Raw genomic sequence first — 16137 nt, 5'->3', positions numbered from 1 at the left:
CCGTGCGGCGCAACAAGCTCGCACCGAGTGGTCAACGCCGCACGGGATCGTCCCCGTCGCGCCGCACCGCGCGCCGCCGCGCCGCGCGCCGTCGCGCCCGCCGGGTCAGCGGCGGCGGACGACCGCCTCGACCAGGGCGGCGATGACCTCGCCCGGGTCGACCCCCGGCAGCGCGGGCCCGTCGAACACGACCCCGACGTTGGCGGCGACGAGCGCCGTGGCGAAGACATCGAGCGGCATGCCGGCGTCGACCTCCGGGTGCGCCTCGAACCACAGTCGCACCAGCTCGTGCACCCCGTCCTGCAGCACGCGACGTTGCCGCACGAACTCCGGCAGCAGGTCGGTGTGCCGGATCGCGTAGGCGCGGAACTCCGACAGCAGGGCGAACTGCGCGCGCTGGTCGTGCTGTCCGAAGGCCGCTCGCACGACGTCCGCGATGTCCGCCACGGCGATGTCGGCGCGGATGAGCTCCTGCAGCGACCCGAGCACCAGGTTCGTCCCGCGCTGCATGACCTGCGCGAGCAGGTCCTCCTTCGACGAGAAGTTCGAGTAGACCGCGCCTTTGCTGAACCCGGCACGGGCGGCGACCTCGTCGAGACGCGCGCCGTGCACGCCCTGTTCGGCGAAGACGGCAGCGCCGGCGATGAGCAGACGTTCTCGGACCTCGGCCCGTGGGGTCCTCGGCGTGGGGGAGTCGGAGACGTCGTCGTTCATCGTTCCTGCCGGGGCGGGGCACCGGGGCTGGAACCCGGGCGGGCGAGCTGGGGGCGGGCGAGCTTGGGGTGGGAGACCTGCCGCGCCGCGCGTCTGATCACGCGCGGCATCAGCGAAGCCCCCATCACCACGTCTGCGCGGAACCGCCGCGTTCGGGTCGCGTCGGTTCGGTGCGGACGACATGAGCCGGGTCGATACCCGACGGTAGGGATGCTACGCCGGAGCACCGACAGATGACACCCCTCAGTCGTCGAACGAGGAATCCGTTGCCGTGTCGTGTTCTTCGCGGACACTGCCCGCTCCCGTCCGCCGTCCGGGGCGTCGGAGCAGCCGGAGCGCGTCGGGTCGCAGACTCCGCCCGCGCCGCAGCAGCGAGCCGAGCGTCGACTTCGGCTGCCAGTCACGACCGTTGGGCAGTCCCCAGCCTCGGCGGACCGCACCCCAGCGCAGCCCGAGCGACAGCGCGATCGCGGCCACGATCCCGATCGACGGCGACCCCAGGGCGGACGCGACGACCATCACCACCGACGCCGCGACGGCCACGGTGGCGTACAGCGCGTTCCCGCCGAACACCGCTGGAACCCGGCGGAGCAGCAGGTCCCGCATCGCGCCGCCGCCGACCGCCGTGATCGTCCCCATGATGATCGCGGCGGGCCACTCCAGGCCGGCGTCGTAGGTGCGCTGCACCCCGACCACCGCCCAGAACCCGATCACTGCCGCGTCGAGCACGGTGAACAGCCGGTCCCAGGTGATCTCGGAGAACGACACGAAGAAGGCGATGAGTGCCCCGGCCAGGGCGACCGGCACGTAGAGCGGGTCGACGAGTGCGACCGGGGGGCCGTTCTGCAGCAGGGTGTCGCGCAGCATGCCGCCGCCGAGCCCCGAGACGAAGCCGACGACCAGGAACCCGAACAGGTCGAAGTCCATCGCGCGGGCGATCGATCCACCGAGCAGGGCGGACGCGAACACCCCGGCCAGGTCGAGCACGTTCGTGACCGACGCCAGGCCATCGACGGACAGCAGGTTCATGAGAACCATCAAACCCCACGCCGAACGACTGGCGGGCCGAACGACGGTTAGGTTAGCCTCACCTACGTCATGCTCGCCACTCTCGTCATCGGCCTCCGTGAAGGCCTCGAAGCGACGCTCATCGTCGGCATCATCGCCGCGTTCCTGCGTCGCAACCGTGTCCCCCTCGCCCCCATGTGGTTCGGCGTCGGGGTCGCCGTCGTGCTCAGCATCGGCGTCGGGTTCGGCCTGCAGGTCGTCGAGCAGGCCCTGCCGCAGGCGCAGCAGGAGGGCATGGAGGCGATCATCGGCATCGTCGCCGTGGTCTTCGTCACCGGCATGATCGTCTGGATGCGCACCCACGCGCGCACCCTGACCAAGGAACTCGAGGCGAGCGCGACCGAGGCGCTCGGCCGCGGCACCGCGTGGGCACTGGCCGGCATGGCCTTCCTCGCCGTGCTCAAGGAGGGCTTCGAGACCGCGGTCTTCCTCCTCGCGACCTTCCAGGCCTCGTCGGACACCGGTCTCGCCGCCCTCGGCGCGGTCATCGGCATCGCGGGCGCCGTCGTCATCGGCTACGGCATCTACACCGGCGGCGTCCGGCTGAACCTGTCGAAGTTCTTCACCGGCACCGGTGTCTTCCTGGTGTTCGTCGCCGGCGGGCTCGTGCTGACGGTGCTCCGACGCGCGCACGAGGCCGGGTGGATCGTCATCGGGCAGCAGCGGACCGTCGACCTGTCCTGGCTCGCCCCGAACGGTTCGGTGCAGGGTGCGCTCGTCACGGGCGTGCTCGGCATCCCGCCGGATCCCCGGGTGATCGAGGTGCTCGGCTGGGTCCTGTACGTCGTGCCCGTCCTCGCCTTGACGCTCTGGCCCCGCGCCTGGCGTCCGTCTGCGGCACGCGTCCCCGCGATCCGGGCGACGGTCGCCGGTGCGCTCGCGGTCGCCGCCGCAGCACTGGCGATCGCCGTGCCGACGGGCGGGGTCGACCTGCCGCGCACCGCTGCGGTCAGCGGGGACGCCACCTCCGTCTCGGCGGACGTCCACGGCGCGTCCGGCGTCCTCCGCGTCGCCGGCACCACCACCGGCCAGGAGGCACGGCTCACCCTGCCGACGTCGGCCCACCGCCGCGTCACCCGCGCGGGCGTGGCCGCCGACCGGTGGCGGGTGCGCACGTCGGCCACCGCAGCGGACCGCCCCGCCACACTGACGCTCGACGACCTCGTCGACCTGTTCGGCCGGATCCCGGTCGGCGTCTCGCCGTCGACGAACCCCGGCCCGTTCACCGCCCGCTGGGCGGTGCGCGACACCGTGACCCTGTGGACGGTCGGTGGTGGGGTCCTGGACGCCACCCGCGACGAACGCACGGTGCTGACGCTGAGCGACGGGGGCCTCCCGTCCGCGCGCACCACGACCCTGGACCGCTCCGTGTGGTCCGTCCCCGACTCCCGCGTCGAGCGGTCCGCCACTGCCGTGGCGACCGCGGACACGCGGGCTGCCGAGCTGCTGCTCTGGAAGGCCTGGTTGCCGATCGCCCTCGGCGTCGCAGCTGCCGCCCAGGCGCTGCTCGCGCTCCGTGACCGCCGTCGTCGTCGGACGGCACCCGTGAACCCCACCCCCGAAACCGTCCCGACGCGCGGCCCACCCGCCGGGGACCCTGCAAGGAGCAACGACTATGCCGTTCGGTAAGCCCGTTCGACCCCTGATCACCCTCGGCGCCCTCGGCGTCGTCACCGCCCTCGCACTGACCGGTTGCGCGAGCTCCGACGGTGCCTCCGACAGCTCCACCGACGCCGCGAAGGTCTCGCGTGTCACCATCACCCTGACGAACGACGGCTCGGACCAGTGCAAGGTCTCCGAGACGAAGGTCCCCGCCGGGCCGGTCACGTTCTCGGTGAAGAACGAGTCCTCGACGGCCATCACCGAGGTCGAACTGCTGCAGGACCAGCGGATCCTGGGCGAGAAGGAGAACCTCGCGCCCGGCCTCGACGCCGTGCAGTTCACCGCGACCCTGAGCGGCGGGGAGTACCAGGTGTACTGCCCCGGGGCCGACACCGAGCTCACCGACTTCACGGTCACGGGCAAGGTCACCTCGACCGCGAACAGCAGCGCCGCCACCCTGCTCGACGAGGGCACGAAGGGCTACGCCGAGTACGTCGACGGCCAGGTCACCGACATGGTCACCGCGGTCGAACTCCTGCAGAAGGACATCGACGCCGGCGACCTCGACGCCGCGAAGACCGACTACGCGAACGCCCGCCCGTTCTACGAGCACGTCGAGAGCGACGTGGACGGCTTCGTCAAGAAGGGGCACAAGGCGACCGACAACGCCGGCAACCTCGACTACCTGATCGACATGCGCGCCTCGAACCTCGACCCGGCCGTCGGCTGGAGCGGGTTCCACGCCGTCGAGAAGGACCTGTTCCAGGCGGGGGACATCACCGCGTCGACCAAGAAGACCGCGGCCGACCTGACCGAGAACGTGCAGCTGCTCGCGAAGCTCGTCCCGACGCTCGACTACAAGCCCGAGGACCTGGCGAACGGTGCCGCCGGCCTGCTCGAGGAGGTCCAGTCGAACAAGGTCACCGGTGAGGAAGAGGCGTACAGCCACATCGACCTCGTCGACCTCGCCGCCAACGTCGAGGGCGCCCGTCAGGCCTTCGCGTACCTCAAGCCGGGCCTGACGAAGCTCGACCCGACCCTCACCGAGCAGATCGCGAAGCAGTTCGACGCGACGAACACGATGATGGACGGCTACCGCAACGCCGACGACCTCGGCGGCTTCGACACGTGGGACGCGGCGACCAAGAAGTCCGACGCGAACCGCATCTCGCAGCAGATCCAGGCCCTGCAGGACCCGCTGTCCCGCCTCGCCGAGAAGGTCGCCACCGCGTGACGCAGCCCGACGACGACCGCGCAGCCCGCACCGGGGTCTCCCGGCGCGGGCTGTTCGGCGCGGGACTCGCCGCGGCCGGAGCCGGTGCGGGCGCCGCGGTCGGCATCGGCGGCGCGACGGCCGCGACGGGGGTCAACCCCTTCACGGCGGCCACCAACGGTGACGAGTCCATCGACCTGTCCCAGAGCCACCCGTTCTACGCGACCGCCGCACGGCAGCCGCAGGGCGGGGTGCAGACCGCACCCCAGCGGTACTGCGTCTTCATGACCTTCGAACTGTCCACCAGCGTCGCGACCGAGCTGCAGGTGCTCCTCGCCCGCTGGTCCGCGGCGATCGCGCAGCTGCAGGCGGGGAAGACCGTCGGCAGCGTCGAGCCAGCGCACGGTGACGGCGTCGGCGCGGACACCGGTGAGGCGCTCGACCTCGGCCCGGCGTCCCTGACGGTCACGGTGGGGTTCGGCCCCGGCGTGTTCGACGAGCGCTTCGGGTTGGCCGACAAGCGTCCGGCGGACCTCGCCGACGTGCCTCGGCTGCCGAGCGACAACCTGCAGGCCGGACTGACCGGCGGCGACCTGTCGTTGCAGGCCTGCGCCGACGACCCGCAGGTGGCGTACCACGCCGTCCGCGACCTGGCCCGGATGGCCCGGGGGACGGCGACCGTGCGGTGGACCGTGCTCGGCTTCGGCCGCGCGTCGGCCGGCCCGCACCAGACGACACCGCGCAACCTGATGGGCTTCAAGGACGGCACCAGGAACATCACGACGGACGAGGACCACGACCGCTTCGTGTGGGTCGACGACCCGGGCGACGGTGCGGCGTGGATGACCGGCGGCACCTACCAGGTGGTGCGGAAGATCCGGATGAACATCGAGATCTGGGACGCCGACGTCGTCAGCGACCAGCAGCGCGTGTTCGGTCGGACCAAGATCGAGGGCGCACCGCTGTCCGGCGGGACCGAGCACACGACGCCGGACTTCGCGGCGACCGGGAAGGACGGTGCAGCGAAGATCGATGCGACGTCCCACATCGCCCTGGCCGCCCACGAGGCGAACGGCGGCGTGAAGATCCTCCGTCGTCCGTACAACTACACCGACGGCCTCAACGAGTACGGCCAGCTCGACGCCGGGCTGCTGTTCCTGGCGTACATGAACGACCCGGAGCACTTCACCCGGCTGCAGCGGAAGCTCGGCGCCTCGGACCGGTTGAACGAGTACGTCTCGCACATCGGCTCCGCGGTGTTCGCGATCCCGCCGGCACCGCGCAAGGGGTCGTACATCGGCGAGCAGCTGTTCCGCTGAACGTGTCCGGAGCGCCCTGACACCGTTGGGGGAGAGGGCGCCCTCCGCCGTTTCCCTGGAGGCGGAGGGCACCCGCGTCGCGGGGTCTCGTCGAACGGAACCACCGCCGACCTGAGAGGCGACCCGGCGCGACGCGTCGCGATGCGACAGGCCCGAGAGTACCCCGCCGATCCCCGGATCCGCAGTGCGAGCGCTGCTATGGGACAGGGAGCGCGGCAGCGGATCCGCGCGCGGCGCGCGCCGGACGCGATCCGTGCCTCCCGGCGTGACGGAACGGGCCGTCTCACGGTGGTGAGACGGCCCGTTCGTGTCGGACGGGAGGCCCGGGTTCAGTCCGTCTGGACGCTCGCGTCGGTCGGTGCGCGCTTCCGGCGCACGGCGACGAGTGCGGTGATGCCCGCCAGCAGGAGCAGGCCCGCTGCGATCCCCGGCACCGTCAGGTCCGCGCCCGTGTAGGCGAGGTCACCGCCGGCGTTCGTGGAGTCGGCGGGGTCGCCCGCCAGGTCCGTGCCGGTGCCGGTGCCGGTGCCCGGAGCGTTGCCGTTGCCGTTGCCATTGCCCGCGCCCGGGTCGGCTGGGTCCGTGGGGTCGGTCGGGTCCGTGGGCTCGGTCGGGTCCGTCGGGTCGACGGCTGCGGCGAGCGGGATGGTCACGGCGAGCGTGATCGTCTGGCCACCCGGCAGGGTGACCACGAGTGGTGCGTCCGTCGTGGCCGCGGCACGGGCAGCCGCACGGACCGTCGCTGCGTCGGCCGACGACTCGATGGTCGGCACGGCGAAGGTCAGCGTCGCGCGACCCTGCTCGTCGGTCTTGTCGACGATCGTCGGGTCGATCTCGGCGGTGGCGAGCTCGACGTCACCGGCGCCGACCGACACGGTGCCGGCCGCAGCGGGGTCGTCGCTGCTGAACACGAGCGACGACAGCGCGATGCTGATCTCGTCACCGGGCTGGAACCCGCCCTCGGGGGTCGGCGTCACCGTGGTGCCGACGGCGCGCTGGTCGGTCGGCGGCGTGACCGTCGGGTTGGCGAGGAAGTAGTCCACCTGCGCCTGCAGGTCGACCTGGCCCGAGTCGGCGATGTTCGTGCCGGTCGCGAAGGCGGCGAAGTTGTCGCCGCCGGTCGACAGGAACGAGTTGACCGTCACCTTGAGGGTGTCGCCGAGCGCGATCGGCTCGCCGTTCAGGGTCATGCCGGTGATGCGCTCGCCGCGACCCTTCGCGGGGTCGTAGGTGTACGCGAAGCCGTTCGAGACGCCGAGCTTGAGGAACGGACGCTCCAGGCCGTCGGGCTGCCACTGCTGCTCGAGGGCGTTCTTGATCTGCTGGCCGGTCATGTCCTCGGTGACCAGGGTGTTCGCGAACGGCTGGACGAGCGCGGCCTCCTTGTAGGTCACTGTGCCGTCGGGGTCGCCGGCGCCGCTCGACGCGTACACCATGTCCGTGCGGAGCCCGCCGGGGTTCATGAAGGCGACCTGCGAGCCGTTGCGCTCGGTCGCGGAGCGCTGCACCTCGGCGATGTAGTTGCCGAGCGCGGACTCGCCGCCGCGGTTCTCCGTCTTCCGGTCCGACTGCACCGCACGACGCAGGTCGCCGGTGATCTCGCCGAGCTTCTTGCTGCCCTCGACGTCGGCGACGGCCTTCGCGGCCGTCACGATGCCGGTGACCGCGGTGACGGACGTGGCGTCGGCCGGTACGCGGGTCTCACCGTTGACGGACTTCACTTCGGACGTGATGCCGGTGAGCTGCTTGTCGGCGTCGACGGTGAGCTGCAGGTGCCCGTAGTTCACGCCGTACGAACCGGTCTGGATCACCGGGCGGGTCGTGCCGTCCGGGCCGGCGATCCGGTGGTTGTAGGTCGCGTGGGTGTGTGCCGAGACGATCGCGGACACCTTCGACGAGACGCCCGAGGTGATCGTGCCGAACGCACCGGACCCGGTCGCGTCGGCGAGGGCGTTCGTGGTGGCGCCCTCGTGCACGAGGAGCACGAGCACATCGGCCTCGTCGTTGGCGTCGTCGCCGTCGGTGAGCTGGTCGGCGTACTTGTTGACCTGGCTGACGATCAGGGCCATCGCGAGCCCCTGCACGCCACCCGGGCTGACGAGCCCGGGGATGAGGTCCTCGGTGGTCGCGCCGATGAAGCCGACCTTCACGCCGCCCTTCTCCACGATGGAGTACGGGGTGAACGCGGGATCGGTCGTGCCCTGCTTGACGATGTTCGCCGAGACGTAGGGCCAGTCGGCCCGGTCCTCGATGCGCCCGGTCAGGTCGTCCTGGCCCTTGTCGAGCTCGTGGTTCCCGATCGCGCTGACGTCGAGGTCCATGGCGTTGAGCGCATCGATCGTCGGGGCGTCCTGCTGGATCAGCGAGGTGAACGTCGAGGCACCGACGTTGTCGCCGACGCTGGCGAAGATCGTGTTCGGGTTGGCTTCGCGGTACGACTGCACGACGCCGGCGAGCTTGGCGGCACCGGCGGCCTTGTCGACGGCGGTGCCCTCGGACTCGATGCGGCCGTGGAAGTCGTTGACGTCGATGATGTCGATCGTCGTGTCGCCCTCGGCGGCGACGGCGGTGGAGGGGACGGACAGTGCGACGAGCACACCCGCGGTGGCGAAGGCCGCGCCGCTGATGGTGCGCCGTCGGCGGCGCGGAGAGGAGTGGAGGTTCATCGTCGGAGAACCTATGAGGACGCACAGCCGACCCGCCAGTGTCGGGTCGAAGTCGTCACACGACGTTCACATGCGCAACACCCGTCGTGCTGCGTGCTGCGTGCTGCGTGCTGCGCGTTGTGCGTTGTGCGTGCTGCGCCGTCACTCCGCGGCGATGAGGGGGCGGAGCGTGCGGTGGGCGATCCGCAGCCCTTCGAGGACCTTCTCGTCCGTGCCGCCCCAGAGCGGGTCCTCGTGCTCGACCGACAGGGTGCCGTCGAAGCCGGCCTCGTACAGGCGGTCGACGACGTGCGGCCAGTCCACGACGCCACGGCCCGGCACCCGGAAGCGCCACCAGCCCAGGTCCCACGGGTCGCCGCCCTTGTCGACCTTGCCGAAGAACCCGTACGCGTCGCGCTTCCGGGGGAACAGCTCGAGGTCCTTCGCCTGGGCGTGCACGATGTGCTCGGCGAACGGCAGGATCGTCTCGACCGGGTCGATGCCGATCCAGGTCAGGTGCGACGGGTCCCAGTTCAGGCCGAAGCCGAGGCCGGTGACCCAGCCCCAGAGCTCGGGGGAGTACGCCAGGTTGCCGGGGTAGCCGTCCGGGTGCCAGCCCTCCATCACGCAGTTCTCGATGATCAACTGCACGCCGCGCTCGCCGGCGTAGTCGACGAGCTCGGGGAGGACCCGGTTCCCTTCGGCCATGTTCTCCCGCACCGACTTGCTGTTGTCGCGGCCGATGAACGTGCCGACGTACGGCACGCCGAGGCGCTGCGCCGCGTCGATCGCGTGGAACAGGTGCGTCTTGATCTCGGTGCGGCGGGCGAGGTCCTGGTGCAGGTTGTTCTCGTAGTACGCGAGCGCGGAGATCTCGAGGCCGGTGCGGTCGAGCAGGTCACGGGTCGCCGCAGCATCCTCGTCGGTGAACGTCGCCACGGGCAGGTGCGCTGCCTCGAAGTCGCGGCCACCGGTGCCGGGCCACACGCCGACCTCGAGCCGCTCGTACCCCTGCCCGACGGCGAAGTCCGCGATGCGGTCGAGGGTCCAGCCGGGCAGGCAGGCCGTCAGCATGCCGAGCTTCACCGGATCTCCCGCCACGTGTTCTCGGCCGCGCTGGTGATCACGGCCTCGATGATGTCGGCGGAACGTGCGCCGTCCGCGAAGGTCGGCAGGCCGTCGGGGGCCACACCGGTGCGGACCGCGGTGTGCGTGTCGGCGACGAACGCGGCGAAGGCGTCGAGGTAGCCCTGCGGGTGCCCGGACGGCACGATCGCCAGACGCCGCTGGTCCGGGTACCCCTGCGACGGGTCGCGCACGACGATCTGCGCGCCACGCTCGTTGCCGAACCACGCGGACTCGGGCTGCTCCTGGTCGAAGGCGGCGCTGCCCCGGGTGCCGTCGACCTCGAACCACAGGCGGTTCTTCCGGCCGGACGCCACCTGCGAGATCACCACGTTGCCGATGCGCCCGGTGCCGGTGCGGAACGTCGCGACCGCGGTGTCCTCGGTGGTGACCTCGGCCCGTTCCGCGGCGTCGGCGACCGGGTCGGGGTCCGGGGAGCCGGAGAACGACGGCCCCGAGGCCGCGGGCCGGGTCGGGTAGACGATGTCGGTCGCCGCGGACACCGAGGTGAAGCGCTCGCCGGTGACGAACTCGACCAGGTCGCACCAGTGCGAGCCGATGTCGGCGAACGCGCGGGACAACCCGCTCGAGGTCGGGTCGACCCGCCAGCTCGAGGCGTCCTCGTCGAGCATCCAGTCCTGCAGGTAGTGGCCGTGCACGGCGAGCAGTCGACCGAGGTCGCCGTCGGCGATGCGCGCGCGGATCTCGCGGATCATCGGGTGGTAGCGGTACACGAACGGCACGGTGGCGACGACACCGGCGTCCGCCGCCGCGGCGACGAGTTCGGCGGCCTGCGCCGGGTCGATCGCGAGGGGCTTCTCGCACACCACGTGGATGCCCGCGGCGATGACCGCCATCGCCTGCGGGTGGTGCTGGTCGTTCGGCGTGCAGATGTGCACGACGTCGGGGGCGTCGGCGATGACGTCGTCGAGCGAGGCGTACCCACGAGGCAGGTCGAGTTGCGCCGCGACCTGCTCGGAGCGCGATGCGTTCCGGCCGAGCACCCCGAGCACCTCGGCACCGGCGGCCCGGGCCGCGCGTGCGTGGACCCCCGCGATCATGCCGGTGCCGATCACGACGACGCGGAGGCGTCGTCCTTCGTACCCACTGCTCATGGTGCTCCCTCGCGCCGAACTGTCACCACCGTAGCGGCCCGGCCGTCCACCGGGGCCGATGAGTACGGTCGGAGGCATGTCGAGCCTCCAGACCAGCCTGCTCATCCTCGGAGCCAGCGGCGACCTGTCCAAGCGCCTGCTCCTGCCGGGTCTCGCGACCTTGCTCGAGGTCAAGGACGACTGGGACGTCCAGCTCATCGGGGCGGGTGTCGAGGACCTGTCCGACGCCGACTGGAAGGTGCAGGTGCGCGAGTCCTTCGAGAACGCGCAGGCGTCGAAGAACGAGGGCGACGAAGGGGCGGAGGGCGACTCGTCGCTGTCAGAGCGGCTGCAGGCCGTGATCGAAGCGTCCTCGTACCGCAAGGCCGACGTCACGAGCGCCGACGACCTGCGCGCGCTGCTCGGAGCCTGCGACCACGACCCCGCGATCTACTTCGCGCTGCCCCCGGCCGTGACCGAGAAGAGCTGCGAACAGCTCGCCCACCTCGACCTGCCGAAGCGCACCCGCCTGGCGCTCGAGAAGCCGTTCGGCACCGACGCCGCCAGCGCCGAGCACCTGAACGACCTGCTGCACTCGTTCATCCCCGAGGAGCGCATCCACCGGGTCGACCACTTCCTCGGCCGCTCGACGGTGCTCAACCTGATCGGGCTGCGCTTCGCGAACCGCATCATCGAGCCCCTGCTGTCCTCGCAGCACGTCGAACGCGTCGACATCGTGTACGACGAGACCCTCGGGCTCGAAGGACGCGCCCGCTACTACGACAAGGCCGGCGCCCTCACCGACATGATCCAGAGCCACCTGCTCCAGGTCATGGCCGTCGTGGCCATGGAGGCGCCGGCGTCGATCGACGCCGACGACCTGCGGACCCAGAAGGAACTCGTGCTGCGTGCCGTGCGGCCGTGGGGCGGGGACGTCGTCGCCGCCGGCAAGCGCGCCCGGTACACCGCGGGCACGGTCGGCGACCGCAAGCTGCCGTCGTACGCAGACGAGGACGGGGTCGACCCGTCGCTCGGCACCGAGACCCTGGCCCAGCTGACCCTGGAGATCGCGAACTGGCGGTGGGCCGGAGTCCCCTTCACGCTGCGTTCCGGCAAGGCGCTCGCGAAGCAGCGCCGCGAGATCGTCATCACGTTCAAGGACTCCCCGCAGGTGCCCGTCGGCCTGTCCGGCGCCGCCCACCGGACCGGCTCCGGATCTGGATCGCCCCGGACGAGATGCAGCTCGAGCTCAACGTCAACGGCCCCGGCGACCCGTACACGATCGACCGCACGAGTCTCGAGACGACGTTCAACCCCGGACGACTCAGCGCCTACGGCGAGGTCCTGGCCGGTGTGCTCGAGGGCGACGCGACCCTGTCGGTCCGTGGCGACAGCGCCGTGCAGGGCTGGAAGGTCGTCGGACCGTTCCTCGAGGCGTGGAAGGCCGGCACGACGCCGCTCGACGAGTACCCGGCCGGGTCGAGCGGTCCTGAGGACTGGGACAACATCGACGCCTGAGCCGGACGGCGGCGTAGCGTCGGACGACGTGACCACCATCGACGACGTCCTGCAGACCGTTCCCGAACCCGCCGGCGCCGACATCCGTGTCGAGCCCGTCCACTACGACCACGACGGCACCGACCTGCTCGGCGTGCTCGCCAAGGACGCGGCCGTCGCCGGTCCCCGCCCGGCCGTCCTGGTCGTGCACGACTGGCACGGCGTGAACGAGCACGTAGAAGCACGGGTGACGATGCTCGCGCGCCTGGGCCACGTGGCGTTCGGCGCGGACATCTACGGCGCCGGCGTGCGGCCCGGAGACGACACCGCCGGCCAGGTCGCCGGGTCGTACTACCAGGACCTGCCGCTGCTCCGGGCACGTGCGACCGCCGGACTCGAGCGGCTGCGGCAGGACCCCGACGTCGACCGGGCCCGCATCGTCGTCATCGGCTACTGCTTCGGCGGCTCCACCGCGATCGAGCTCGCGCGCACCGGCGCGGACCTCGTCGGTGCGGTGTCGTTCCACGGCGGGCTCATCACGCACGACCCCGCCGACGCCTCGGCGATCCGGGCGAAGCTGCTCGTGCTGACCGGGGAGCGGACCCGGTCGTGCCGACGACGCCGTGCACGCCTGGCAGGACGAGATGCGCACCGAGCCCGGCGTCGACTGGCAGGTCGTCACCTACGCCGGGGCCATGCACGCGTTCGCCGTGCCGGGGACCGACGCGCCCGACCACGGCGCCCAGTACCAGGAGCGCGCCGACCGCCGATCGTGGCAGGCACTGCGGGTGTTCCTGGCCGAGGTGTTCGGCGAGGAGGCCGCGGCGCTGTGACGTCGGGGGCTCGGCTGTCGCCTCGCGACACGCCGGGTGGAGCGGTCGGGCGGCCTCGATTGGCGCCCGGGCCGGAGCTGTTGTAGAGTCTTCCACGGCCGCAAGGCCACGCGCTCGTAGCTCAATGGATAGAGCATCTGACTACGGATCAGAAGGTTGGGGTTCGAGTCCCTTCGAGCGCACAGTGCCGGTTGAACGGCATGACACCGAACAGACGAAGGGCCCCGGCGGATTCCGCCGGGGCCCTCGTCGTTGGTGCTCGGTGGCTCGTCCGCGAGTTCGGATGTCGCATTCGAAGTCCTTCGGGATCGGGTTCGACCGGGTCTAGGTTCCTGGCATGGTTCGTCGAGGTCAGCAACCACGGCGAGACGTGCGTCGTGCGCGTCTCGCGGCTGAACGTGCCGCCGCGGATCAGGAACGCGGCCGCTTCCGACCGCCCGACCGACGAGATTGTGTCGAACGGAGCTGGTACCAGAGCATCGACGACACGGACACGATGCGGATGGACCACCGGCTCTACCGGGCAGACGGTCGGCTCGTCGACTTCGCGTTGATCGTGACCGCTCTGCAGCTCGACGGAGCGTGGCGGGAGGTCGCGCGCGTGGACTGCTGCCACGGGCACGTGCACCTCCACCACGAGGACGGCACGGTCAGCTCGATCGGACCGCTGCACCACCTCGCGGACGTCGCTGAGTACTTGGACGCGGCGCTGGTCCGCCTGACCGCGTACGCCGTTACAATCCGGGACATGAGAGGCAGTGATGACTGAGCAGGCCGCACTCGACATCTTCCGTGCCGAGGTCGATCGCGCACTCGCGGTCGGCCCCTTCGCGGACCTGGCCCTCGAGGTGGTCGACGTCGACGGGCGCTGTCCTGTCGTCGTTGCACTCGAGCACGAACGCCTGCCGGTGCTCCTGCGTCGGATCGAGAACGTCGGCGGGTACGCCAACGTCTTCGTGCGAGCAGAGCGAGGCATCCGTCGGATCGCCGTCATGGACGTCGACGGTGCGCTCGACGTGCGAACAGCAGAGGACATGCGCGAGCCCAGCGAGCAACCCAGCGCATCGAGCACCGTCGGAGCGTTCCTCGACTACTTGGCGCACTGCGCTGGGGGCATCGTGCTTCCAGCACGCTTGGCCACCGCATCGCACGGCGCTCTCCCCGCGCGGCAAGTGGAGATCGTCAGCGTCTGACCCGCCTCAGCTCACCGACGCCGACGCCCGAGCAGCGCGATCCCCAGAGCGACCAGCGCCACGACGACGAGCGCTACGACCACGAGCAGGGGCAGCAGGTCGACCGAAGCGGTGTCGTGGCAGTCGACAGTCCCGGCGGCACAGGAGGCGAGGACGGTGGTCGAGGTCATGGTCAGAGTGAAGCACGGCGAGGTCGGATGGGGAACACGACGACGACGTCGGTGTTCGCGGTCCTCGATGCACACCCGCTGGTGGCGCTGCTGATCAGTCGGGCCGACTTCGTGAACAGAAATGGTCGGGTTCGTCGGCGGGACCCGACCATTTCTGCTCACGAAGCGCACGGCATGCGCCGCCATGCCCGGCTGCGCCCTGCGCTCAGCTCATCGCCCGAGCGCCTCGAGCTGCTCCTGCAGTCCGCGCTCCAGGTACGGCTCCAACGACGTCGCCCACGTCGCCGTGACGTGCGACTTGTCCCGGTAGACCATCACGCCGCCGATCACCGCCGGGCAGGTCGTCGCCGTGCAGTAGTGGTCCGTCAGGTCGATCTCCGCAGCGTGACCCCCGGCGGCCGTGAACGCCCGCACGGCGTCGTCCGTCGAGTCGGTCTGCCGGAACGCCTCTGACCGCGGCTGGTCGCACGAGGTGTTCGTCGGCCCGGACATCTTGCCCACGCATTCCACGACGTCGGGTCGGGGCACGGGGTTGTCGCGGATGGCGATCACCGGCAGGTCGTCGCCGGCTGCCTGCTCCCAGGCGTCGACGAGGCCGTCGCGGGTTGCCGCGTCGCGGGCTGCGCCGGCGGGCAGGTCGACCGGTCGCTGGGTGGCCGAGTGGGTGACGACCAGGGCGTCGGCATCCCGGTGGGCGCGGACGTAGTCGATCGCCTGGTGCTTCCACTCGTCGCACTTGCGCATGGAGTCGGTGCTGACGGAGCTCTGTCGCGCGGTGGTGAGGTAGCACCCACCGGTGCCCGCCAGGTCGATCCGCCATCCGTTGTCGTCGGCGATCCGCTCGTACGCTCCGAGCAGTGCGTTGCTGTGCGAGTCGCCGATCACGACGAGGTGCTTCGACCATCCGGTCGCCTTGCCGAGGACACAGGTCGTGAAGACCTCGTTCCAGCACTCGCCACGGTTCGCGTCGTCGCGCGCGGCCGATGCGGGGGCGGGGATGCGCACGTCGGCCAGGTTCGGGTCGATGCAGGGGTGCGCGGTGCCGATGAGCGCGGCCGCACCGATGCACGACGGACCGTCCTTGGCCCGCTGGGTGGTGAGCTGCTTCGTGAGTTGCTGCGTGGCGCGCTCGGCATGCACTTCTTGCACGTGGACGACCGTCAGGGTCGCGGCACCGAGGGTCGCGACGGTGAAGGTGCAGATGACCCCGAGCGCGACGGTGCCCCGTGGCCGGAGGTCGTGCATCCACGTCGAGAACCGGACGGGTTCTTCGAACCAGACGGTCGTGACCGCGGCCAGTCCGAAGGAGACGAGCAGGACAGCGGTGCTGGTCGCCCAGTCGAGTGGGTGTCCGAGCGCGATCGGCAGGATCACGACGAGCGGCCAGTGCCACAGGTAGAGGGAGTACGAGATCCGCCCGGTGAACGCGATCGGGGCGAGGGCGCCGAGCGACGCGAACACGGTGCTCCCACCGAAGAGCACCATGAGTGTGGCCCCCGCGACGGGGAGGAGTGCAGCGACGCCGGGGAACGGTGTGCCGGGTCCGATGACGACGAGCGACAGGACGAGTGCGGCGGCGCCGGTGCTCGCCAGCACGAGGCGTACCCGTCGGGCCACGTCGGTGCGGACCTCGGGCAGACGGACGGTGGCGGCGAGCCCGCCGA

Annotated in this window: 13 protein-coding genes, 1 tRNA gene and 2 pseudogenes; 8 read left to right on the top strand and 8 right to left on the bottom strand. The window is 71.0% G+C overall.

All coding sequences use genetic code 11. The annotated features are described in order from the left end of the window. Window positions 1-105: 105 nt before the first annotated feature. Both ACZZ0J_RS08030 and ACZZ0J_RS08025 read right to left on the bottom strand, forming a co-directional pair. On the bottom strand, window positions 106-714 hold the full coding sequence (locus ACZZ0J_RS08030; RefSeq protein ID WP_194646859.1) for a TetR/AcrR family transcriptional regulator: 609 nt from the start codon (window positions 712-714) through the stop codon (window positions 106-108). Window positions 715-957: 243 nt separating this feature from the next. Continuing rightward, window positions 958-1743, bottom strand: a complete 786-nt coding sequence (locus ACZZ0J_RS08025; protein WP_123291876.1) for a trimeric intracellular cation channel family protein — start codon at window positions 1741-1743, stop codon at window positions 958-960. Between the two features lie 69 nt (window positions 1744-1812). Here ACZZ0J_RS08025 and efeU point away from each other — a divergent pair, with 69 nt between their 5' ends. Genes efeU through efeB form a run of 3 tightly spaced genes read left to right on the top strand, consistent with a single transcriptional unit; the run spans window position 1813 to window position 5916 of the window. Beyond that, window positions 1813-3411: an iron uptake transporter permease EfeU gene (gene efeU, locus ACZZ0J_RS08020; protein WP_214547524.1), complete on the top strand. Its 1599-nt coding sequence runs from the start codon at window positions 1813-1815 to the stop codon at window positions 3409-3411. Next, the gene (efeO, locus tag ACZZ0J_RS08015; RefSeq protein WP_463436167.1) at window positions 3398-4618 is read left to right on the top strand and encodes an iron uptake system protein EfeO; all 1221 of its coding nucleotides are present in this window, start codon (window positions 3398-3400) and stop codon (window positions 4616-4618) included. The genes efeU and efeO overlap by 14 nt, the downstream gene beginning before the upstream one ends. Beyond that, entirely contained in the window at window positions 4615-5916 is a 1302-nt protein-coding gene (efeB, locus tag ACZZ0J_RS08010) for an iron uptake transporter deferrochelatase/peroxidase subunit (RefSeq protein WP_463436166.1), read from the top strand. Before efeO ends, efeB begins: the two co-directional genes overlap by 4 nt. 329 nt (window positions 5917-6245) lie before the next feature. On the opposite strand, the gene ACZZ0J_RS08005 is transcribed toward efeB, so the two are convergent. The 3 genes from ACZZ0J_RS08005 to ACZZ0J_RS07995 all read right to left on the bottom strand — a co-directional run bounded on the left by ACZZ0J_RS08005 (window position 6246) and on the right by ACZZ0J_RS07995 (window position 10801). Next, window positions 6246-8582: a bifunctional metallophosphatase/5'-nucleotidase gene (locus ACZZ0J_RS08005; protein ID WP_463436165.1), complete on the bottom strand. Its 2337-nt coding sequence runs from the start codon at window positions 8580-8582 to the stop codon at window positions 6246-6248. 141 nt (window positions 8583-8723) lie between these two features. Beyond that, a complete protein-coding gene (locus ACZZ0J_RS08000; RefSeq protein ID WP_463436164.1) occupies window positions 8724-9647 on the bottom strand; it encodes a sugar phosphate isomerase/epimerase family protein in 924 nt (307 codons plus the stop codon). Then, window positions 9644-10801 carry a Gfo/Idh/MocA family protein gene (locus ACZZ0J_RS07995; protein WP_463436163.1) on the bottom strand — a complete coding sequence of 386 codons (1158 nt, stop codon included), beginning with the start codon at window positions 10799-10801 and terminating at the stop codon, window positions 9644-9646. The genes ACZZ0J_RS08000 and ACZZ0J_RS07995 overlap by 4 nt, the downstream gene beginning before the upstream one ends. A 76-nt stretch (window positions 10802-10877) precedes the next feature. Between ACZZ0J_RS07995 and ACZZ0J_RS07990 the strand changes: the two are divergent. From ACZZ0J_RS07990 to ACZZ0J_RS07970, 5 genes and pseudogenes are all read left to right on the top strand, one after another. Continuing rightward, a pseudogene (locus tag ACZZ0J_RS07990) lies at window positions 10878-12298 on the top strand (glucose-6-phosphate dehydrogenase). A gap of 28 nt (window positions 12299-12326) precedes the next feature. Further along, window positions 12327-13196 carry a dienelactone hydrolase family protein gene (locus ACZZ0J_RS07985; protein ID WP_463436162.1) on the top strand — a complete coding sequence of 290 codons (870 nt, stop codon included), beginning with the start codon at window positions 12327-12329 and terminating at the stop codon, window positions 13194-13196. Between the two features lie 24 nt (window positions 13197-13220). Continuing rightward, window positions 13221-13292, top strand: a tRNA-Arg gene (locus ACZZ0J_RS07980). A gap of 155 nt (window positions 13293-13447) precedes the next feature. After that, window positions 13448-13879, top strand: a complete 432-nt coding sequence (locus ACZZ0J_RS07975) for a DUF7718 family protein (protein WP_463436161.1) — start codon at window positions 13448-13450, stop codon at window positions 13877-13879. Next, window positions 13872-14303 carry a hypothetical protein gene (locus tag ACZZ0J_RS07970; RefSeq protein ID WP_463436160.1) on the top strand — a complete coding sequence of 144 codons (432 nt, stop codon included), beginning with the start codon at window positions 13872-13874 and terminating at the stop codon, window positions 14301-14303. The genes ACZZ0J_RS07975 and ACZZ0J_RS07970 overlap by 8 nt, the downstream gene beginning before the upstream one ends. An 11-nt stretch (window positions 14304-14314) precedes the next feature. Here the strand turns inward: ACZZ0J_RS07970 and ACZZ0J_RS07965 are convergent, their stop codons facing one another. From ACZZ0J_RS07965 to ACZZ0J_RS07955, 3 genes and pseudogenes are all read right to left on the bottom strand, one after another. Then, entirely contained in the window at window positions 14315-14473 is a 159-nt protein-coding gene (locus ACZZ0J_RS07965; RefSeq protein ID WP_463436159.1) for a hypothetical protein, read from the bottom strand. A gap of 210 nt (window positions 14474-14683) precedes the next feature. Continuing rightward, window positions 14684-15718 carry an SGNH hydrolase domain-containing protein gene (locus ACZZ0J_RS07960; RefSeq protein WP_267238188.1) on the bottom strand — a complete coding sequence of 345 codons (1035 nt, stop codon included), beginning with the start codon at window positions 15716-15718 and terminating at the stop codon, window positions 14684-14686. A gap of 51 nt (window positions 15719-15769) precedes the next feature. Continuing rightward, window positions 15770-16132, bottom strand: a pseudogene (locus tag ACZZ0J_RS07955) (acyltransferase family protein); the annotation flags it as partial. Window positions 16133-16137: the final 5 nt, after the last annotated feature.

Source organism: Curtobacterium sp. AC272 (assembly GCF_979258155.1).
The sequence above is the reverse complement of the archived record's forward strand: the minus strand, read 5'-3'. Positions and strand labels throughout refer to the sequence as shown.

Coding starts and splice junctions, on each gene's coding strand:
- ACZZ0J_RS07965 (WP_463436159.1), bottom strand. CDS start 14,473: ATGACCTCGACCACCGTCCTCGCCTCCTGTGCCGCCGGGACTGTCGAC.
- efeU (WP_214547524.1), top strand. CDS start 1,813: ATGCTCGCCACTCTCGTCATCGGCCTCCGTGAAGGCCTCGAAGCGACG.
- ACZZ0J_RS08005 (WP_463436165.1), bottom strand. CDS start 8,582: ATGAACCTCCACTCCTCTCCGCGCCGCCGACGGCGCACCATCAGCGGC.
- ACZZ0J_RS07975 (WP_463436161.1), top strand. CDS start 13,448: ATGGTTCGTCGAGGTCAGCAACCACGGCGAGACGTGCGTCGTGCGCGT.
- ACZZ0J_RS08030 (WP_194646859.1), bottom strand. CDS start 714: ATGAACGACGACGTCTCCGACTCCCCCACGCCGAGGACCCCACGGGCC.
- ACZZ0J_RS07960 (WP_267238188.1), bottom strand. CDS start 15,718: ATGCACGACCTCCGGCCACGGGGCACCGTCGCGCTCGGGGTCATCTGC.
- ACZZ0J_RS07995 (WP_463436163.1), bottom strand. CDS start 10,801: ATGAGCAGTGGGTACGAAGGACGACGCCTCCGCGTCGTCGTGATCGGC.
- ACZZ0J_RS07970 (WP_463436160.1), top strand. CDS start 13,872: ATGACTGAGCAGGCCGCACTCGACATCTTCCGTGCCGAGGTCGATCGC.
- efeO (WP_463436167.1), top strand. CDS start 3,398: ATGCCGTTCGGTAAGCCCGTTCGACCCCTGATCACCCTCGGCGCCCTC.
- ACZZ0J_RS08025 (WP_123291876.1), bottom strand. CDS start 1,743: ATGAACCTGCTGTCCGTCGATGGCCTGGCGTCGGTCACGAACGTGCTC.